An 18,754-nucleotide genomic window follows, 5' to 3' on the forward strand; every position below is an offset into this window, starting at 1 on the left:
TGCACGAATTTCTTGAACATCGAAGAGTCCTTATGGAGGTTTGAGGGCGCACTTGAATCAGGTGGTCGCTTCGAGCATCTGCTGGAGCAGATCGAAGCTGAAGATGTCGTCGAGCGCCGGCGTGATTTTCATCAACCCCAGCGTTTCGAGAGTCGCGGCGCGGTCACGAATGCAATCGCGCATTGAGCGGATATCGATAATCGGCGGCTGTGCTGCGACGCCTGCGAGGAGTTCGTCGAACGTGAACTCGGGCCAGCGATGCGCGCTCGCCCGAAGCGCTTCGCGAGGCGTCTGTTCAATGGCGAGCTTTGCATCGAGCATGGCGCGCAGCGCAGCCGATACAACCTCAGGATGGCGCTCCAGGAAACTTTTGCGCGTAACGAGCAGCGTGTCGGGATACTCGCCTCCCCATGCTTGCAAGCCATCGCAAAGACGCGCGTAGCCCTGGCGCTCAAAGCGGGAAATCCATGGCTCAATCACCGTCAGCGCGGCGATTCGCCCGTGCATGAAATCCTCGGTGGCCTGTGCGAGTGACGGATACAGAACGCGTTCAATGTCGGCGGGCATCATGCCGTTGACCTGCAGTGCATCGTGCAGCAGCACCTCCATGGGGTCGTCGGCGAAGGTGCCCACAGGCTGCCCGTGCAGACCCGTCATGCCGAGTCCGGGCTGGCCCATCAGCGCCATGCCGAGCTTGCCGCTGCCGCCTACGATGCGAAGCGGGTCCGGCCGCGCATGGTCCACGAGCGCTTGCGTGAAGCCGGTTGTGCCGAGTTCGGCGGCGCCGCTTCGCAGCAAGGTAGCGGTGGAGCTGAACTCGGCGAAGTGCGGCGCCTCCACGTCCAGCCCGTGGCGCTCAAAGAGACCGGTGTCTACAGCCACGAACAGCGCCAGATTGGACAGCGCGCTACCGTGCGCAAGAAGCAGTTTTCGCATCGGATAGGTATTGGAAGTTCAAGAGTCCACGGCAACCGTTTCAGTCTCCCGGCGCTGCGCGTTCACATCGATTTAGCGAGGACTGTGCCAATTGCTTCAGGTTCGATGAAGCTTTTTGCGGCCCACTTTGTCTACAAGGGATTGGACGGATTGTTTTGAAGAACTTGACATCCCTGTACACAATTTCTTAATTGAGATTACGGCGGTTTCGCACCATTGCGCAACAAAGGTCATCATCGTTGCACCAAACTCCAACATCTCGCACCGTCGTGCTGCGTGATCGCCGCGTGAACTGGACATCTTTTCACGGCTGGAATGCACACGTTACAAGTGGATTGAATAAACATCAGATTGACAAATTGTATGCAATTTAAGCGATAATTCGGCTTACGGGAAGGCGTCACATTGCGGCTGCTCGGCATAGGTGTACCTTGTCGTACTTTTTGAGTTTGGAAACCAGGACCCCAACATGGCGACTGACAATAAGCGGTCGAAGCGTGCTGAAAACGGATCCACCGGGTCGTTCGACGGCGCGCACCGGAACGTGATTTACGAGCGTTTGATGAATGCCATTTCGGAGCATCGGCTGCAGCCGGGTACGAAGCTGGCCGAAGATCGGCTCGCAGCAATTTTTCATGTGAGCCGAACTACGGTGCGTGCGGTGTTGCAGCAACTTGCGCACGAGCTTGTCGTCACGATCGTGCCGAATCGCGGTGCTTTCGTTGCCAGCCCAACCGTGGAAGAGGCGCGTGAACTGTTCGAAGCAAGACGGCAGATCGAATTGCCGATCGTCGAGAAGGTCTGCCGTTGCGGCAAAAGGAAGGACTTCGCTCGCCTTCGCGCGCACGTTGCGCAAGAGGACGAAGCGCGCAAGCATAACGATCGCCGAACGGCGGTGCGTCTTTCAGGCGAATTTCATGTGATGCTGGCGCAAGTTTCGGGCAACCGCTTTATTGAGCGGACCATGCGCGGGCTGCAGATGCTGACGTGCCTGACCATCCTGCTCTACAACGCGCCAACAGCGCAGGCTTGTCCGCATGACGAACATGCGCGCCTGATAGATGCGCTGCAAGCAGGCGACGCCATGCTTGCACAAAAGCTCATGGCCGAGCATCTCGAACATATTGAAGCGACGCTCCAATTGCTTGAACCAGAAGAGGAAGACGACGACCTGGAATCAATCCTGTTTGAGTGCTGAGTTCGCTGTGCGGTACGAGTTCAGAAGGTGCCGCGTATTTTGTAGGCCTTGGCGCATTGTTGGGCATAGAATTCGTTGCCCACGTTCCAACCGCTTCAAGGCCAAGACAGATCGTGGGATCTGGAAGCTCGATTCTGGCCAACCGAAGATATAGTCGACACAACTCGGTCAAGTTCACCAGTAGCAACTATGCCGTCTAACTTTCGGCGGCCTCTATGGATTTAGCGACCAGACGAATACTTACTCCCAAAAGACCCGCTGAGGCGCTCACAATCGAGGCGATTCAACCGGTCGTCGCAGCACTGCATTATTGAACAGATTCTATTCGCCCTAAGTCTCAGCACGAGTCTTCCAGCCGAGTGTTCTCGGGCGCCCAGATTTTATGCGTCAGCAGCGGCTTGGATCTCACAAGCACTCTACCGAGACAGGTTCGTGCATTTTTGGAAGTATGGCCGCAGAAGGCCATGGTATTTCCGTTCGTACCACGCCGCCATGATTTCTGCGGGTGAGCGGAGCACATCTTCACGCCGATCGGACACCTTTTTGCTACGATCCCAAGTCAATGATCGCCGCAAATGAGCAGCCAAGTCCGCCAAGATCTTCTTGATTGCGTTAGCCATCGTGACAGATCCATAGCCGGCGAGCGCGGGCCCGATCTTCGTGCGTTGCACAAGCCCTTAACCATTCTCGCAAGATAGGCGCACGAGCATCTCAAGCATCGAAAAGCGGCTTGATCTTTGGACCGTGTCCCGATGGGGGATCGGTTTAAGCTAATAATTAGATCGCACTCCCAATGCCCGGCATAGCGCGAGCTTGCACCGCTCAGGACCGGCTGGAAAGCATCGCCTTTTCGCCAACGTGCACGCTAGCCTTAGCACGCGCTCTCGCTCGAGGCCGCAAAAGCACGCCCGGCGCGAAAACGATCCACCGGTTCGCTTGCTGCTCTCGGGTTTGACAGTTACGGGCGCACCTTGAGCGAAGTCGGGGACGCGCAGCGGTCGGACGTCGCTCACCATCGGGTGACTCAGTTGTCGCACTGCTCGGGAAGCGGTGGTTAGCATGGGCGAACCATGTCGATGAAAAGGACACGAGCGCAAGAGCAAGTGTGGAAGCGTAGGATTTCATAGGGCTCTCCTGTCAACGATGGAGCGGCTTACCGGCTCCGGAGACGATATTTTGGAGAGCTCCTCCTAATAACGCGGTGACGTTGGGATGACTTTTTCGTCAGACGGGTGCTGCTGTTCCCAAAAGCATGAAACCAGACTTCATTCGTACCGTGACGGCAGCGACACACGAAAAGGTAGGCGCCCTTTAGCGACGAGCCCGATGTCGGTCAAGCCATAGCCCTGCAGCTTTCTGCACACTTACGGCATGCTGCTGCGCATGCCTTGCAATGCTGCGGGTCGTGCTTCTCACATTCTTCGGCGCATGCGTCGCACAACTGCGCGCACATTCCACAGATTGTCCCCATCTGACTACTGCCCCGAGCCATCGCCGCGGCGGCAGAACGGCACGCGTCGGCACAATCAATATCGAGCCGGATGCAATCGGCCATCTGCGATGCCTGGCCTTCGGTCAGACACGCCCCCGCACATCGGTCACATGCCCGTGCACATTCATAGCAATCCCGGATGCAGGATTCGAGTTGTTCAGTTGCCATTTTTCACCCCCATGTGATTTGCCGGCATCAGTGCCGACAGCAAAGAAGCCAGCAACGCGCAGTCCAGCAGTTCTGTGTCTAGCGTTCAACCGCGTCGATGCCATCCGCTGACAATCCGCCGGCGACGAACGAGACTGCTGGCCAGCACGCTAGTCGCCGCCGCTGTGTTGACCGCGCGGGCTCCCGTGTTCAGTGTGTAGTGGCTGTTCGTCATTGAACGGCTGGTAGTCCGCGATGCTGAAATTCCGCTCCAGCAACTCTCGCATTTCGTCGACGGCTGACGTTTGCGCGTTCCACATCTGTCTGCAGAGCCTTATAAGGTCATAATGGCGACGATCAGCGCCCGTGATACATGCATTCAACGGCTCGAAAAGCTCATAGTGGTGTCTGGCAAAGACTTCAAGGTACGCGTGGTCGAAGCTCTTACCAGCTTGAGCATGTTCGAGAATCGCAATGGCTGCGCTTTGTTCGGGCGGTGTTGTCGGCTGATAACTGATGCCATACCAGTCGCTCAGAAACTTCTCGAGCTGCAGAATCTGCTCCCGCTGCGTGCGGTTTTCCATACGCGCATTCGACTGTATTTCAGGCAACGACGCTTTGGCTTTCGTTGGCGGATAAGACGGTGTCGGCGCCGTACCTTCAGTCGTCGACAACGTGTCGTTTCGCTTGACGTCCGTTCCCGCCGCAAGCTCCGTCATTCTCAGTGCTGAATAGTGGTGGTCGATTATCTGCTTCATTAACGCGACCTCGAATCCGGCTGTGGTGCCACGCCCAGGTGAGTCGGCTATCGCCGGAGCTGGAAGCAACGATAATGATGCGAGAAACGCTGTTACCGCAAGCAAGGAGTTGCCCCTGCGCGCGCGAGACCCACCAGAAAACCACCTAAGCATATTTCCCACGATGACCTCCGCCGTTAGCCAGCCTTAATGTGTGACAGGGATGCCCGACCCGCTGGTCAAGCGACATGTTCCCAGCAAGTCCAGTTCCGCACGGGCATGTCTGTAAGCAAGTTTTCAACGCGAAATTCGAAGCTCACTGGCCCGCTATCCGCAAAACCTTGCGGGAAGGAGTCGGCCGCAAAATGGTTCTCCTTTTGCAATGTCTGCACGTGACTGTCGGATGACTAAAATGTCATCCGACAGCCATCCAATACGACTAATGCATGCTGCAGGCAGTCGCAGCATTGCAGAGTGCTGCACGGATTCGTTACTTATGTTCGCCTGCTACGGGACAAAAAAGGCGGCGTGAGTGGGGCCAGTATTCGTCCCGACTGCTTCGTGTTGCGCAAGACGATATCTCTCCCAGCGGCGCACAGAGCGTGTCCTTGACCTCGTTGACGCCTAATGCGGGGGTGGGCCAACCCGCCATCCGTCATTTTGCGGATCGGGAAGCGCTCCTCGGAAGGGGTCCCGGTCGAAGGTTTTAGGTATTTGATGGACGCCCCGACCAGCACGCTAGCAAGTTGCGGAAACACTGATCGGTTCCGACCAATTTCAGTTGCCTATCGACTTTCGGCGAAGCGCATAAGGAGTAAATAGATTGATGTTTGCTTCCAAACTTGTCCGGAATCAAACTTCGACAAATCCCTTAGGCGCAGCCGCTAGTGGTGACGTAGCCTTTATTGAAGGGCGTGCTTTGCAGGCGGGCATTGGAACGGCGTCGCCTTAACAAGCTCACAGTAAGTCAAAGGTCGACGGCACGTGCTACTCGTCGCAACATAGCCTGATCAAGGGTCCCGAGTTGAGGGTTCCGCGTCGCGCCGTCTGCAACGGACGATGACTTCAACATTTATGCCAGACCGTTATCGTCGCCGAATCAACGAAAGCGCGCGGAGACCGATCACTTCCCAACCGAGCGAACACGGACGGCAATCCGCTTACACGAATTTACATAATTATATTTAGCAACAAAAAATGTTCCTGCTAAGAAATTAAGTAATTGTTATTTTTATGCCAAAGAAATAGGAGAATCGGGCACTTAATTTGGATTTTAGATCCTGCATGGAATTTTCTTGAATCGGGGCACTTGATGGTCGAGATGGATTTAGATCATTATCCATTGAGCGAAAAATGTCGCAGGCCTGCGTTTCGTCAAATCCAGCTCGCGACGCCAATTCAACTTGAGCTTGACCCACGTCGCGACTCAATGTAATGTTTAACGCAATTTAAGCGTAAAGTGTTTACGCAGATTGGAGATGTGGATTGGCGAAATCTGATAGCGCCCGCGTAATCGCACAGCGGCAAGCGCGAGTGAACGCGGGTTGGTCCGAGGTCAAGGTCTGGGCAACGTCACGTGACGACGTCCAGAAAATTCGTGAATTTGCAGAGGCATTGAGAATGAAACACATTGCAGACAAAGTGCGGCAGATCGGCCGTGAGCGTAAAACCCCGCCCGAACTGGTCAACCGTGCGCTGGAAGCGTTCGGCTTGCAGGGCTCTCCAGACTTCACGACTCCGTCAGGTCCGACTTTGACGTTGGTGACGGACTTGGCTCGTGCGAACCAGTTGCCAGATCTCAATGCGGTCGTGGAAATGTTCGCGGTCGCGCACCCCGGAAATGCCCGCTTCGTGGTGGAGAGCGTGCCGGCAAAGGTAATCAGCAGCAATATTCCGTACCGCCTCGATATCCGCAGCTCCGCGCGCATCATGAAGTGGATCGATGCACACCCGGACTGGGCGGCCGAGCTTCATATGGCTGTTCAGAACTTCGACCTCGACGCTTGGGCCGAGGCGGCAGTCCGCGAGATGATGGGCTACGATCTGGATTAGGATCTCATCGGGACGGGATGATTTCAACAAACTTCCGCGCCGACCTCACCGCGCACGTCGACGCTCAATTCGAGGGCCTGGACTATTCACCCGAAGCTGCCGGCGCGCGCAACGCAAGCCGGCGCGCTACCTGATGCTGATGCTCCGGTTGCTGCGTCGCATCCCGGCCGCCCAACCGCGACGTGTCGTTCAATTCCGTGAGTTCGCGGTGCCACCTGCTCATGTGAGCGGTCAGACGCTCGTCCGGGCAATCGAGAGCGGGACAACGCTGCGTCCGTGGCTCAGCACGCTCGTGCGGAAACTCAACGAGCGCGACGATCTTCTCGACGATCGGGGTATCCAATACTTCCACCTGGGAATCGCATCCCATGAAAACACACGCTGCCTTCGTTGCGCGAACGGACGAAGTTGCGTTCGTCTGGACCCAGGCCGCACTGATCGAGATCGTGCATCACAACTGGTCCGCGCGGTTAGCGACTAAAGAATGCCCCTGAACGGTCAAGTACTGACCGCAGGAAATCATGCAGAGCTTCGCGAGTTTCGCGTCAATGCCAGCGCGACCGTGTCGGACGGCACGGTGTACTACGCTCCCGGCGGTAGCATGATGAGCAACGACGACGGCGCGACCGATTAAATTTATCGCCAGCAGCTGCTCAGGCAGGTCGATTATCTGGAGGCAGCGGTCCAGCAACGGGGGGCGCAGATCCGCGCGATGCTAGAGTACGCGGCGATAATGAACTTGCGCGCAAGGCGCAATTCAGGATCGGTTTTGCGGAAGGGTTCGCGGTCGAGATTTACCACCGGCCGAGCCGCACTTCTATATTGCCCTGAGATGCAACTGCAACTGCAACTGCCACGCAGCCGGTGGATAATCCATGCTCAGGAGGACTGTTTACCGCTTCAATGCTGCTATTTTTCGCCGTATTGCTTCTCCCATCATTCCACGCGGGCGACACAGGCGCCTGTGGCCTGATCCGATCAGATTTATAGAGCGTCTATATGCAGATAGTAGGACCACACCTACGTACTTCGCTTGTGAATGACAAGGCACTGTTGATTTTTCAAGGCGGTGGGGCCAAGGGGATAGTGCACGTTGGCGCGCTCCTTGCGGTTGAACAGATGAACCTCGGCGTCCGCGGCGTAGCGGGGACCTCGGCTGGCTCAATCGTCGCAGCGTTGGTCGCTGCAGGATTCTCGGGAGAAGATCTGGTCAACCTCCGTACGGGGAAACACTTGCTTGAGAACAAGTACGACGATATGGAATTCAGTCGTCCACGGGATCTCTTCGGGAAATGGGGCTGGAAGCGGCTGCGCTGGGTGGGACGGTTAGTGTACTGGGGGCCTACGCTGATCCTCATGGCTACCGTTGCTGCGCTGTTCGCGGTTTACGCAGGGTATGCGTGGCTCGGGATGGAGCTTGCTATCCTATGCGTCGTTTTGCCCGTGGTTTTCTTTATCTGGATGTCTGTGGGCATTACGTCGACGGAGGACGTCCGAAAATTCATCGACGCGGTACTACGATCACGGATACAGGCGTCAACCGAGGCTGGAGTGACATTTTCGGATCTTGAGAAAGCTGGCGGGTTGCCGCTCAAGATTGTGGCAACCAACGTGTCGGAAGAGCGGGCCGAAGTCTTCTGTCTGGAAAGGACGCCAGACGTGGCCGTGGCAGACGCGGTGGCAGCGTCGATTTGCCTGCCAGTCATTTTTCGGCCACATCGCTTTTTGTGCACGCGGGGAAAAGGAGTGACCGCGGACCGCAGGGAGCGCAGCTATGTTGACGGCGGCCTGATTTCCAATCTCCCGGTTTGGACCCTGGATGAAGAACGCGAAAAACACGATGCCGCCCGTGACGGGGAGCTTCTGACCATCGCATTCGGGATCGAACCGAAAGACCCCGGCAGCGGAACCCTTCAAGAACCATCTTCGTTGCTGCAGGCGCTAATTTCAGCGGTCGTCGCAGGGTCCCTTGAACTTGACATGCGGAAGGTGCCGAACGCTCATCACATTATGATGCCCTGCGCGCTCAAGCTCATGGATTTTCATAAGCCCAAGCACATATATCTTGAGACGGTGGAGCAGGCAAAGGGATTGGCGTTCAGCCTCCTGCAAGATGGGCTTGTGACTTTTCCGAAAAACATCGCAAGCGCATGTCAAGCGATCCAAGGGGAAACTCTGCGGGCTTTGCATTCCCAAATTGGGGTTTGGCATTCCAACACTTCTCCATTGGTTCGGGTTACCTTGGCCGTGCAGCCTCGCGGTTCCTATGCGCCCCCCGCCTGGACCTTCTCCATAGGGTTTCCTGGCCTGCCCGAGTTTTCGCCGGAGGGCGCATGGGAGTCGGGAGAGCCCATGTTTGGCGCCTACGAGGGCGGACATTGGCCGGGACAGCACTGGCGCATCGTGATCCCCGTGTCTGGGCGGCGGCCAAGGCCAGCGCGATCGACGCCTTCGGTGGAACGCGGGTTGGTGATTGCGGTCGAATGCGATGTGATTCCGGATCTAGCATTGAAGGACGTGTCTAATTTTCAACCATTCATTGACGCGCTCGAAACTGCAGTGTTAGATTTCTGTTATAGAACAGGCATTTACGTTGCAGTACAAAGGAGTACATCGTGGCCATGGGATTGAAGTTCTTTACTACCTCTAATTCAAAACGTGATGCGACCCCAAAGGCGCGCGAATTTGATCTTGGTATTCCATTGGTCCCTGCGGATGTGGAGCAGGCAAAGCGTACTGTGGCCGCAGTAACCGACATTTTCAAGGTCTCGATCGCGAGCGGTTCGGGAGCGGCGCTCAAGGCGGACATCGAGCGAGCTTTGCAGCAGGCGGCCGAGGCACGAAAATCAGCGAAACGCGATGGACCGGTAAGCGTCGAAGGCTGACATAGGACGGGGAAAGGGCGCATACAGCGCCCTTTTTATTGGACGGCGGGTTGGGCACTTGTTTTGAGATGACGGACGCCCGAGGCTTGTTCTTTCCTCCTGAGGCTCCTGACGCCAAACTGGCGGGCAGCGCGGAGGAGGATACTTTTAGACTATCTGCCCTGGTCAAAAGCGACGACGACTCTGGAGGGATTGTCGCGAGCGTGGTCCGCACATGGGCCCGGGAAGCGGATCCGTCTTAACGCCGCCCTTCCATCGCAGTCGAAGGTTCATGAAATCACAGTTGGCGCAGCAGATCAAGGTTATCGCGTGCACGCGTCCAGTCCACCTCGCCGACGTATTCACGAAAGTCAGCTTCCCGTCGTCGGCATCAAAGATCTCATCATGTGACGAAACCGCGCGTTTGCCTTATCACGTGCCTCGCTGCTTTAGTCTGCCGCATGGATAATGGGGTTTTCGTCACATCATTCATTATGTTCATCCCCCAAAAAGTCCTTGCGCTCTTTTCGGTCGTTGCCGCGATTACAAGCCTTACCGCGTGCAACGGGAAATCTAAGCCGACCACAGAAAATTTTAAGGCCGCGATTCAAACGAGTTTGGACACTCAGCCCGGAGCCTGTGTACGGTCTCCTTCCGACACCTTTCCATTCGACGGGCCGAGACTGAAACATTGGGGATTCGATGAATCCGACGCAGCTGAAGCATTGAAGGGCGCAGGATTGCTATCGTCCATGGACGACAAGATAGCGTTAAGGGGAAACAAAGAGGAAATGGTTGACGGTGCGCATTACACACTGACTGACGAAGGGAAAAAGTATCTCGTGCCGGCGCCGGCGGCGATCGTACATCCGCGGTTCTGTGGCGGTAAGCGAAAACTTCGAGACTTAACAGGTGCTACGCCCCCGATCGGAGATGGGGTGGGTTCCCAAGTCCTGGTGACTTATACCTACGACATCGTCGAAGCGCCCGCCTGGTTTAACAACGCTGCGATCCAAAAAATGTTCGCAAACGATTTAATCGACGTCTCAAAACCCTCAGTCGGGCGGGCGCGCCTCGAATTGACCAAAGACGGTTGGTCGGCGCCTGATTGATACGTTGACGAGGGCGCTGTTGCTTGCGACTGGCGCCCCCACGCTTTGCGCCAGCTGCCGTTCGCAAGGCCGCGGTCAGCGAGCGATGTCTTGCCGTCATCTACCGGATCCTTCACGCCCCGAGTGGCCGGCGCGCCGGTTGATTGCCGCTTCTTTTTAGCCGACTGGATTTGGAAGCCGCGCAATGTGCCCTTGTTCCGCATTGAGGGAAAGAAACGCCCTAGGCATTCGGCTCAAACGCCAACCAAGGGATGGGTCGGCGACGATAAGCTCAAAAATCGTGTTGCGGACCGTGCGGTTCAATGTAGGCATGAGTTCGTCCGGTATGTACTTTGCGTGTAAATCTTCGAATGCATTACGAACCGAGTAAGCAAGTATCGCTGCCGCCCAGCGGAATGCCTGCTGCTGATGACTCGTCCAAAGGGGCATGCACTGCGCAATAGCGGGCTCACAATAACAAGGAATCGCGAACAAACCTCTCCACAACGTTTCATCGCTGACATTGCGGCGAGTGTGGAGTAAAAAGCGGCAGCCCGTTTGTAGCCCCAATCTGATCGCAGTAGCCATTTCCCGATGTCGCTCCTTCGGAACTGCACTGCCGCAAACAACGGCAAGTCTCACGACTAACCGGTCGGCCAGGCTTGTCCTTGCGAGCCGCATGACCGAGATCGCCGTTATTCCCTCTGGTTTGACCCATTCCATCTGACGCACCCTCTTGATAGCGACTCGAACTCGCCCGTAGAACCAAAATTGAGTCTATGGCGCGCTGGCGGAGAGCGCAATGTTGTAGACGCCGACGTAAAAGTAGACCACTTATGAGGGTCTCGCCGACTTAAAAGTGACCCGGGCAACCAGCCTAACCTGCTGCTTTTAGAAGCAGAGGTTTAGAGGATGCTCCCGATGACTATGATTGGCAAAGTACGGCGGATGTTTCACCGCCAGGACAAGTCGGTGCGCGAGATCGCGCGGCTGACGAGTTTGTCGCGCATCACAATCCGTAAGTATTTAAAAGAAGGTACCGCGCAGGAACCGAAGTACGAACGCGCAGAGCGGGTAACCAAGCTGACGCCGTTTCACGAGAAGCTCATCGAGGCGTTAGTTGTTGACGCGCTGCGCCCGAGGAAGGAGCGGCGCAAGACATGGACGCTGTTTGAGCAGCTTCAGGCCGCCGGCTATGACGGCTGCTATTCGCGGGTGACTGATTTTATCCGGACGTGGCGAGTCGCCGAAGGCAAGTCGATTTCAGCAAACGCGTTTGTACCGCTGCACTTCTCGTTAGGCGAAGCGTTTCAGTTTGACTGGAGCGAAGAAGGCTTGGTGATCGGTGGGATGTATCGCAAGTTACAGGTCGCACATACGAAGCTTTGCGCTTCAAGAGCGTTCTGGTTGACGGCGTACTTCAGCCAGGGCCACGAGATGCTCTTTGACGCGCACACACGGGCGTTCAAAGCACTCGGTGGTGTGGCGCGCCGCGGTATCTATGACAACATGCGAACGGCGGTCGATAAGGTCCCCCGTAAAGGCAAGGGGCGACTGGTCAATGCCCGATTTGCCGTCATGTGCTCGCATTATTTGTTCGAACCGGACTTCTGCAACGTGGCCAGTGGTTGGGAGAAAGGTGTCGTCGAGAAGAATGTGCAGGATAGTCGACAACGGATCTGGGCAAGTGCTCGCGAAGAGCGCTTCGGCAGCCTCGCCGAACTGAACGCGTGGCTGGACTCTCGTTGCCGATTGCTTTGGAATGAGGTGCGCCATCCTGATTACAAAGGCGTGAGCATCGCTGACGTACTTGATCATGAACGCGAGCATTTGATGCCGATGCCAACGCCGTTTGACGGTTATGTCGAGCGCTTGGCGCGCGTATCGAGCACCTGCCTAGTGGTCATCGCGCGCAATCGATATTCGGTTCCGTGCGAGTTTGCCGGCCAGATAGTGAGCACGCGCCTTTACCCAACACGCGTTGTCGTCGTTGATCACAATGCCGTGATTGCGGGGCATGAGCGCCTGGGCGGCGAAACCCAGGTGCAGTACGACTGGCAGCATTATGTGACGCTTTTGCAGCGCAAACCCGGGTCTTTGCGCAATGGCGCGCCGTTTTTGGATATGCCAGAGCCGCTTAAACGGTTGCGCGTGGGGCTGCTTCGCGAAACGGGGGGTGATCGGGTGATGGCGAAGATACTGGCACTCGTTCCCAGCAGCGGACTGGATGCGCTCTTGACGGCGATCGAGTTGATCTTGGCGCAGATGCCGCCATTGGGGCGTGTGAGCGTCGAGCACGTGGAGAACGTGCTTGCAAGACTACGCGACGCGCAGCCTCCACCAAGGATCGATACGCAGTTGAAGCTCTCGACGCCGCCACTGGCGAATACATCGCGCTACGACGGATTGCGCAGCACAACCCCGGAGGTCAACCATGCGTGATCTGAGCGCTGAACTCAAGCAACTACGCCTGCACGGGATGGCGGCCGCCTGGAGGGGATCTGACCAAGATCCGGTCAAATTGCTATCATAAGCCTGAAAGTTATGAAGCGACGGATCTCTATGCTTTGATGGAATAAGGAACTCGGGCCGTGAATGCGTCCCTGAGCTATCGCGTCCGCTTGCGCGTCGGCATGCAGACAGGTCAACGTGGTCAGCCAGCGCGGGACGGTCGCGTCCTTAGCTGACTGGGCTGAATGTGCGGTCTCTTACGCGGACATCGTTCGCAGCAAACCCCGCATGACATCCTCCAGGGTATCGTGCCGGGGACCGTCAGACGCCGCCGCTACGACCCGGAGTACGTCACCTTCGAGCCTCGCCTCCCACGAGACGATACGGCGGCGGTCATGGGGAAAACGGGCCACTTTTTCCTCAATCAGGCGCTCGATGCCCTGTGTGACCTCACGCCGTATTTCGGGTGGAACACTTTTGTCGAATCCGATCCGATCACGTAGCGCTTCAGCACGCTCGCTCTCGGGCAGGAGGCTGGTATTCCAAGCCGCAACTATCGCCGTCAGTGCGCTCTGATATTCCTCCAGTGTTGGATGATCGGATACCTCATCCTGAAGCAGTTGGGCGAGGGGCCAGGAGATTTTCTGCTCCGGCGGCAGGTCATTACGATCGAAAACGATAGCGTCGGGGATCCCTGACTGAACCGCTCCCCGTCGCAATGCCTCCAGGTCGCGCGTGCCCAGCTTGCGGGCGCGAGACGATTTTTTCTGCTGGCTGGCTTTGCCCATGTTTCTGTCCCCTTCGCTGCGTTCTGAATCCGAAAATTATAGCGGCCAGCTGGTTGCACAGACTGTGCACAAGTGTGACGGCTTTGCCGGATTTTTTGCGCTACACTGGCCAGCCCATTCGAGATCCGGAATCCGGCATGGCGACCATCGAACGTACCGCGTATCCGAGGTTGCCCAAGGGTTTTTCACCGGAGGAACTGCAGGCGTTCTATACGCCGGACGTCGAAGAGCTTGAGTGGGTGCGCCGCAACGCGCGTGGCCAGTCCTCGAGACTGGGCCTGCTGGTTCTGCTGAAGGTCTTTCAGCAGATGCACTACTTTCCCTTCGTTGACGCCATTCCCCCCGTTGTCATCGAGCACATCCGGGCGAGCGCGAATATAGGCGCCGAGGCCGCATTCGGCTACAACAGGGCAAGGTCGCCCGCCTTGTTTCGTCACTATGCGGCAATCCGCGAATTTCTCGGCATCCAGTCCTACTACGGCTCCGATGCCAACGAAATCGCGGTACGCGCGGCACATGAGGCCGCCGAGACGATGGATCAGCCGGTGGACATCATCAATGCAACCATCGACAGCCTGATCCAGCAGCAGGTCGAACTGCCCGCGTTCTCGACGCTCGATGCCATTGTGGAGCAGATCCACACGCGAGTTCAAACAGCGCTGTTCCGACGTGTCTCGCGTCGCCTCTCTGATGAGGACAAGGCCCAACTGGACCGGCTGATCAAGCGCGAATTCAACCAGCGCCAGAGCGCGTACAACACCATCAAGCGATACGCCTTACGCCCATCGCGAAAGCATATCTCCCTGCTCGTCGACCATCTTGCCTGGCTCGATGGTTTTGGCGACTTCAACCATGCGCTGGAGGGTGTTCCCGCGACAAAGCTGCGCTCCCTCTCGACGCAGGCGATGAGTCTGGACGCGGCGAATCTGAAGGAAACCCTGCCGGAGCGGCGATATACGCTCATTGTCGCGTTGCTGCATCAAATGCGCGTGCGAGCCCGCGACGACCTGGCCGAGATGTTCATCCGTCGTATGAGCGCAATCCACAAGCGGGCCAGGGAAGAGCTAGACCAGATCCAGGCACGTCAGCGCGAACAGATGGAAAGCCTGGTCGATACGCTTGACGGCGTCGTCAATATTCTCGACGACTATACCGATGACACCGAACTTGGTGCGCGTGTTCGCCATTATCTGGCGCCGTCGGGCGACCTCGAACCATTGCGCGAAAGCTGTGCCGAGGTCCGGGCCTACAGCGGCAGAAATTATCTGCCGCTGCTGTGGAGGCATTTCAAGGCACATCGATCAGTACTACTACGTCTGGCGCATGCACTGGCATGGAGCTCGACCACCCAGTCCGAGTCCTTGCTGCAGGCAATGCAGGTCGTTTTCAGGAACGAATCGCTTCATCGCGAATGGATCAACGTCGAGGTCGATCTCAGCTTTGCTTCCGGGCGTTGGCGCAAGCTGGTTTTCCGCCCGCCCGAGAAGGGTGCGACGACAAACCGGCGTTATCTGGAACTGTGCGTACTGTCCGCCATGACGAGGGAACTGCGCAGCGGAGACCTGTGCGTAGCCGGCTCGGATGCCTTTGCAGACTATCGCGATTACCTGTTGCCCTGGCATGACTGTGAGAAGCGCCTGCCGGGATACAGCGAGAGGCTTGGCATTGCCGACAGCAGTGCCGGCTTTGTGGCGCAGCTGCGCGAATGGCTCTCCGATGCAGCACGCCAGTTGGATGAGCGTTTTCCCGAGAAGTCCGACCATGTGACAGTCAACAAGGCAGGTGAGTTTGTTGTCCGTCGCACCACGGCGACGGTCATCCCTGAAAGCGCGGTGGCCCTGCAAAAGGCGATCGTCAAGCGCATGCCTGTGCGCAATCTGCTGGACGTACTCGCCAATATCGAGCACTGGACACATTTCACACGACACTTTGGTCCGTTAAGCGGCAACGATCCCAAAATCCGCGACGCCGAACAGCGGTACCTGCTTACCATCTTCGCAATGGGATGCAATCTTGGTCCCACTCAGGCCGCGCGCCACATGGGTGACAGGATCACGCCGCACATGATGTCGTTCGTCAACCGCCGGCACTTGAGTCTCGAACGCCTTGAGAGTGCACAACGCGAGCTGATCGAACTCTATCTCCGGCTTGACCTGCCGAAGCACTGGGGAGACGGCAAGACGGTGGCAGCCGACGGCACCCAGTACGACTTCTACGACAACAACCTGCTGGCAGGCTATCACTTCCGCTACCGGAAAATGGGCGCGGTCGCCTACCGCCACGTCGCCGACAACTATATCGCGGTATTCCGGCATTTCATCCCGCCGGGCATATGGGAAGCCATCTACGTGATCGAAGGGCTGCTTAAGGCTGGATTGAGCGTTGAGGCCGATACGGTGCACGCCGACACCCAGGGGCAGTCGGCTGCGGTGTTCGCCTTCACCTACCTGCTGGGCATCAAGCTGATGCCGCGGATTCGCAACTGGCAGGACCTCAAGCTGTATCGCGTGGATGCTGCGACCCGATACAAACATATCGATGATCTTTTCGCGGAAACGGTTGACTGGGAACTCATCGGGCGCCACTGGAAGGACTTGATGCAGCTCGCGCTGTCGATCCAGTCCGGAGCCATTTCATCGCCCCTTCTACTGCGCCGTTTCGGTGCGGCCAGTCCGAAAAATCGCCTGTCCCTGGCGGCCGAGGAGCTTGGCAAGGTGGTTCGCACGGTATTCCTGCTTGAGTGGCTCGGCAGCAACGAACTGCGACAGGAGATCACCGCCACAACCAACAAGGTCGAGTCCTATAATGGCTTTGCCAAGTGGTTTTCGTTCGGCGGAGATGTTTTGCCAGTCAATGACCCGGACGAGCAGCAGAAACGCCTGCGTTACAACGACCTGATGGCTTCGGCCGCGATCCTGCAGAACACGGTGGACATGATGCAGGCGTTGCGATCGATGGTGAATGAAGGCATTGAGGTCAATCCCGACGACATTGGATTCCTCAGTCCCTACCTCACCAGCAACCTGAAACGTTTTGGCAGGTACGAACTGGATTTTGGACACGTCGAGGGCTGGATACACGATCACCTGTTCGCCGGCCCGGTCCGTTCCCTGCGGAGATCCCGATCCCATGCCCGACCTTGAGACCCCCTATGGCATCGTCGATGCCGACGCGCTGGAATCATTGCAGCAGCGATACGACACGACCGTCATCCAGCAGGCCGTGGATCTTTTCGACACCATCCGCGCCCGCTGCGAGCCCGATGGTTTGCGTGACGATCTTCTGCGCCTGCACGCCATGGCGCATACCGTTATCAATGGCGCGAGCCTGTCGTGCTCGACGGATGACCTTACGCTGGTCGAACAGGCTGATTGCACCATCGAGGAACTCGAGGACTGGATCATGGTGCTCGAAAAAATGATTCTCGCCTTGCGCCCCCTGCAGGATCTGCGATCCGAAACGGACGAACCACTGTGAAGCCTGCCTCGTACAAGTGGCAGTTCGCCCAGCGTTTCCGGCGCCACGCTTTCGGCTGGCGCTCGGACGTACCGATCCAGCGTATCAAGGAAGCGCTCGCGGAGATCCGGCAGGTGGCGCGCGGCGATACAGTGCTTGCGGCAGAGGGCGCTGTGAAATTTCTGGAGAAAGTTTCGCCCGCGCTGGAACACGTCGACGGGTCGTCAGGTGCGATCGGCACGGCCGTGAATCGTGCGATCGAAACACTGGTCCCGGTCATTGCTGGCGCACAGGTCGACACAGTCACGCGCCAGGCCTGGCTCGAGCGGCTATGGGAAGCCATTCAGGATCAGGGCGTCCCCTATATCGAAGGTCTGTCGGACGAATGGGACACACTCTGCGTGACGCCCGAAATCGCCAGCGAGTGGGCCGACAGGTTTATTGATCTCGTCGAGCACGTCTGGTCCGAGGGGCCCGGGGGATATTTTGCGGGGACACCGATCTGTCTGGCTTCGCTATATGCAGCTGGGCGACATGCGCAGCTGATCGCACTGGTGGACCGCGCTCCGTTCAAGATGTGGCACTACCGACGCTGGGGCGTCAAGGCACTGCTTGCGATGGGCAGAAAGGCTGAAGCCGTGGCCTACGCGGAAAACACGCGCGGCCTCAACAGCCCGGACGGGCAGATTGCGAAAGCTTGCGAGGCGATCCTGCTGTCATCGGGTCTTGCCGACGAGGCATACCGGCGCTATGCATGCGAAGCGAACCAGGGCACCACCTACCTGGCAACTTTCCGTGCCATCGCAAAGAAGTATCCGCACATCGCGCAAGAGACCATCCTGAGCGACCTGGTTGCTGCGTCGCCGGGCGAGCCAGGGAAGTGGTTCGCGGCAGCCAAGGACGCAGGCCTGTTCAACCAGGCCATCAAGCTGGCCAATGCCAGCCCGACCGACCCCCGGACGTTGACGCGCGCGGCCAGGGACTTTGCGCAGAAGCAGCCGGGATTCGCCATGGCCGCCGGTCTCGCGGCGTTGCACTGGATCTCGATGGGCTACGGCTACGAGATCACAGGTGTCGATGTGCTCGATGCAAGCCGCGCCACGCTGCAGGCAGCGGAACACGCTGGCGTCGATCCCGAATCCGTGCGGCAGCAGATTCGCTTTCTGGCCTCCGGAACCTCTGTGCACGCGGACTTTTTGAGTCGCGCCCTGCAGGCGATCTAAGCCGGAAATCATCGTGAAAAATCCTGGCGGGACGTCTTTCGTGATCGATACAGAGATAACAGTTATTATCTCTGTATTGACATTTCTGGACTAAACTCCATGTCATGAAAACGCGTCTCCCGAACCCGGCCGCCGCCGACATGCCGAACGATTTTCCCGATGCCGACGCGCTTGCCGCGCTGCGCGCCTGGTACGAAGGCGCATCTTCGCGTGACGCGGCCAGCCGGTACCTGCGGGACCGGCTCGGTCAGGGGCAGTCTGCACGCGGCGTCATCGGCCAGATCCGCCGGCTGCGGGCGTAAAGCGCAAGCTGCCGGCA

General features: G+C 57.6%; 16 protein-coding genes and 2 pseudogenes. 11 read left to right on the forward strand and 7 right to left on the reverse strand.

Features of this window, described 5'->3' with window-relative positions; genetic code table 11:
- Positions 1-57 precede the first annotated feature (57 nt).
- Positions 58-936 carry an ABC transporter substrate-binding protein gene (locus tag ACRXB1_RS11405; RefSeq protein WP_449492057.1) on the reverse strand — a complete coding sequence of 293 codons (879 nt, stop codon included), beginning with the start codon at positions 934-936 and terminating at the stop codon, positions 58-60.
- Positions 937-1,405: 469 nt separating this feature from the next.
- Between ACRXB1_RS11405 and ACRXB1_RS11410 the strand changes: the two genes are divergently transcribed.
- Positions 1,406-2,134 (forward strand): GntR family transcriptional regulator, encoded by a 729-nt coding sequence (locus ACRXB1_RS11410; RefSeq protein ID WP_449492058.1) that lies wholly within the window; start codon positions 1,406-1,408, stop codon positions 2,132-2,134.
- A 330-nt stretch (positions 2,135-2,464) separates the two neighbouring features.
- Here ACRXB1_RS11410 and ACRXB1_RS11415 read toward each other — a convergent pair.
- The 3 genes and pseudogenes from ACRXB1_RS11415 to ACRXB1_RS11425 all read right to left on the reverse strand — a co-directional run.
- Positions 2,465-3,028, reverse strand: a pseudogene (locus ACRXB1_RS11415) (transposase); the annotation flags it as partial.
- 439 nt (positions 3,029-3,467) lie between these two features.
- Positions 3,468-3,794, reverse strand: coding sequence for a four-helix bundle copper-binding protein (locus ACRXB1_RS11420; RefSeq protein WP_449492059.1), 327 nt, complete (start codon positions 3,792-3,794; stop codon positions 3,468-3,470).
- 149 nt (positions 3,795-3,943) lie between these two features.
- Positions 3,944-4,531 carry a DUF305 domain-containing protein gene (locus ACRXB1_RS11425; RefSeq protein ID WP_449492060.1) on the reverse strand — a complete coding sequence of 196 codons (588 nt, stop codon included), beginning with the start codon at positions 4,529-4,531 and terminating at the stop codon, positions 3,944-3,946.
- Between the two features lie 1,512 nt (positions 4,532-6,043).
- Between ACRXB1_RS11425 and ACRXB1_RS11430 the strand changes: the two genes are divergently transcribed.
- The gene (locus ACRXB1_RS11430) at positions 6,044-6,562 is read left to right on the forward strand and encodes a hypothetical protein (protein WP_449492061.1); all 519 of its coding nucleotides are present in this window, start codon (positions 6,044-6,046) and stop codon (positions 6,560-6,562) included.
- A gap of 82 nt (positions 6,563-6,644) precedes the next feature.
- On the opposite strand, the gene ACRXB1_RS11435 is transcribed toward ACRXB1_RS11430, so the two are convergent.
- Positions 6,645-6,905: a hypothetical protein gene (locus ACRXB1_RS11435; protein WP_449492062.1), complete on the reverse strand. Its 261-nt coding sequence runs from the start codon at positions 6,903-6,905 to the stop codon at positions 6,645-6,647.
- A 141-nt stretch (positions 6,906-7,046) separates the two neighbouring features.
- Here ACRXB1_RS11435 and ACRXB1_RS11440 point away from each other — a divergent pair, with 141 nt between their 5' ends.
- The 4 genes from ACRXB1_RS11440 to ACRXB1_RS11455 all read left to right on the forward strand — a co-directional run bounded on the left by ACRXB1_RS11440 (position 7,047) and on the right by ACRXB1_RS11455 (position 10,538).
- The gene (locus tag ACRXB1_RS11440; protein ID WP_449492063.1) at positions 7,047-7,196 is read left to right on the forward strand and encodes a hypothetical protein; all 150 of its coding nucleotides are present in this window, start codon (positions 7,047-7,049) and stop codon (positions 7,194-7,196) included.
- Between the two features lie 401 nt (positions 7,197-7,597).
- The gene (locus ACRXB1_RS11445; RefSeq protein WP_449492064.1) at positions 7,598-9,193 is read left to right on the forward strand and encodes a patatin-like phospholipase family protein; all 1,596 of its coding nucleotides are present in this window, start codon (positions 7,598-7,600) and stop codon (positions 9,191-9,193) included.
- Positions 9,178-9,447: a hypothetical protein gene (locus ACRXB1_RS11450; RefSeq protein ID WP_449492065.1), complete on the forward strand. Its 270-nt coding sequence runs from the start codon at positions 9,178-9,180 to the stop codon at positions 9,445-9,447. Before ACRXB1_RS11445 ends, ACRXB1_RS11450 begins: the two co-directional genes overlap by 16 nt.
- A 731-nt stretch (positions 9,448-10,178) precedes the next feature.
- Positions 10,179-10,538, forward strand: coding sequence for a hypothetical protein (locus ACRXB1_RS11455; RefSeq protein ID WP_449492066.1), 360 nt, complete (start codon positions 10,179-10,181; stop codon positions 10,536-10,538).
- A 156-nt stretch (positions 10,539-10,694) separates the two neighbouring features.
- Here ACRXB1_RS11455 and ACRXB1_RS11460 read toward each other — a convergent pair whose 3' ends face one another.
- Positions 10,695-11,240: a hypothetical protein gene (locus tag ACRXB1_RS11460; protein WP_449492067.1), complete on the reverse strand. Its 546-nt coding sequence runs from the start codon at positions 11,238-11,240 to the stop codon at positions 10,695-10,697.
- A gap of 198 nt (positions 11,241-11,438) precedes the next feature.
- On the opposite strand from ACRXB1_RS11460, the gene istA reads away from it, so the two are divergent.
- Positions 11,439-12,959 (forward strand): IS21 family transposase, encoded by a 1,521-nt coding sequence (istA, locus tag ACRXB1_RS11465; RefSeq protein ID WP_449492068.1) that lies wholly within the window; start codon positions 11,439-11,441, stop codon positions 12,957-12,959.
- A 266-nt stretch (positions 12,960-13,225) separates the two neighbouring features.
- Here istA and ACRXB1_RS11470 read toward each other — a convergent pair whose 3' ends face one another.
- The gene (locus ACRXB1_RS11470; protein WP_042976018.1) at positions 13,226-13,756 is read right to left on the reverse strand and encodes a hypothetical protein; all 531 of its coding nucleotides are present in this window, start codon (positions 13,754-13,756) and stop codon (positions 13,226-13,228) included.
- Positions 13,757-13,893: 137 nt separating this feature from the next.
- Here ACRXB1_RS11470 and ACRXB1_RS11475 point away from each other — a divergent pair, with 137 nt between their 5' ends.
- From ACRXB1_RS11475 to ACRXB1_RS11490, 4 genes and pseudogenes are all read left to right on the forward strand, one after another.
- Positions 13,894-16,899, forward strand: a complete 3,006-nt coding sequence (locus ACRXB1_RS11475) for a Tn3 family transposase (protein ID WP_011875612.1) — start codon at positions 13,894-13,896, stop codon at positions 16,897-16,899.
- Entirely contained in the window at positions 16,886-17,233 is a 348-nt protein-coding gene (gene tnpC / locus ACRXB1_RS11480) for a Tn3 family transposase post-transcriptional regulator TnpC (RefSeq protein WP_011875611.1), read from the forward strand. The genes ACRXB1_RS11475 and tnpC overlap by 14 nt, the downstream gene beginning before the upstream one ends.
- On the forward strand, positions 17,230-18,435 hold the full coding sequence (locus ACRXB1_RS11485; protein WP_011875610.1) for a hypothetical protein: 1,206 nt from the start codon (positions 17,230-17,232) through the stop codon (positions 18,433-18,435). The genes tnpC and ACRXB1_RS11485 overlap by 4 nt, the downstream gene beginning before the upstream one ends.
- Before the next feature lie 104 nt (positions 18,436-18,539).
- Positions 18,540-18,725 (forward strand): annotated as a pseudogene (locus ACRXB1_RS11490) (integrase); the annotation flags it as partial.
- Positions 18,726-18,754: the final 29 nt, after the last annotated feature.

It is taken from the genome of Caballeronia sp. M23-90, from assembly GCF_053574605.1.

Bases quoted from the DNA above. Each gene is read 5' to 3' on its own strand.
- ACRXB1_RS11405 (WP_449492057.1), bottom strand. From the start codon at position 936: ATGCGAAAACTGCTTCTTGCGCACGGTAGCGCGCTGTCCAATCTGGCG.
- ACRXB1_RS11410 (WP_449492058.1), top strand. From the start codon at position 1,406: ATGGCGACTGACAATAAGCGGTCGAAGCGTGCTGAAAACGGATCCACC.
- ACRXB1_RS11420 (WP_449492059.1), bottom strand. From the start codon at position 3,794: ATGGCAACTGAACAACTCGAATCCTGCATCCGGGATTGCTATGAATGT.
- ACRXB1_RS11425 (WP_449492060.1), bottom strand. From the start codon at position 4,531: ATGAAGCAGATAATCGACCACCACTATTCAGCACTGAGAATGACGGAG.
- ACRXB1_RS11440 (WP_449492063.1), top strand. From the start codon at position 7,047: ATGCCCCTGAACGGTCAAGTACTGACCGCAGGAAATCATGCAGAGCTT.
- ACRXB1_RS11455 (WP_449492066.1), top strand. From the start codon at position 10,179: ATGGACGACAAGATAGCGTTAAGGGGAAACAAAGAGGAAATGGTTGAC.
- ACRXB1_RS11460 (WP_449492067.1), bottom strand. From the start codon at position 11,240: ATGGAATGGGTCAAACCAGAGGGAATAACGGCGATCTCGGTCATGCGG.
- istA (WP_449492068.1), top strand. From the start codon at position 11,439: ATGACTATGATTGGCAAAGTACGGCGGATGTTTCACCGCCAGGACAAG.
- ACRXB1_RS11470 (WP_042976018.1), bottom strand. From the start codon at position 13,756: ATGGGCAAAGCCAGCCAGCAGAAAAAATCGTCTCGCGCCCGCAAGCTG.
- ACRXB1_RS11475 (WP_011875612.1), top strand. From the start codon at position 13,894: ATGGCGACCATCGAACGTACCGCGTATCCGAGGTTGCCCAAGGGTTTT.
- tnpC (WP_011875611.1), top strand. From the start codon at position 16,886: ATGCCCGACCTTGAGACCCCCTATGGCATCGTCGATGCCGACGCGCTG.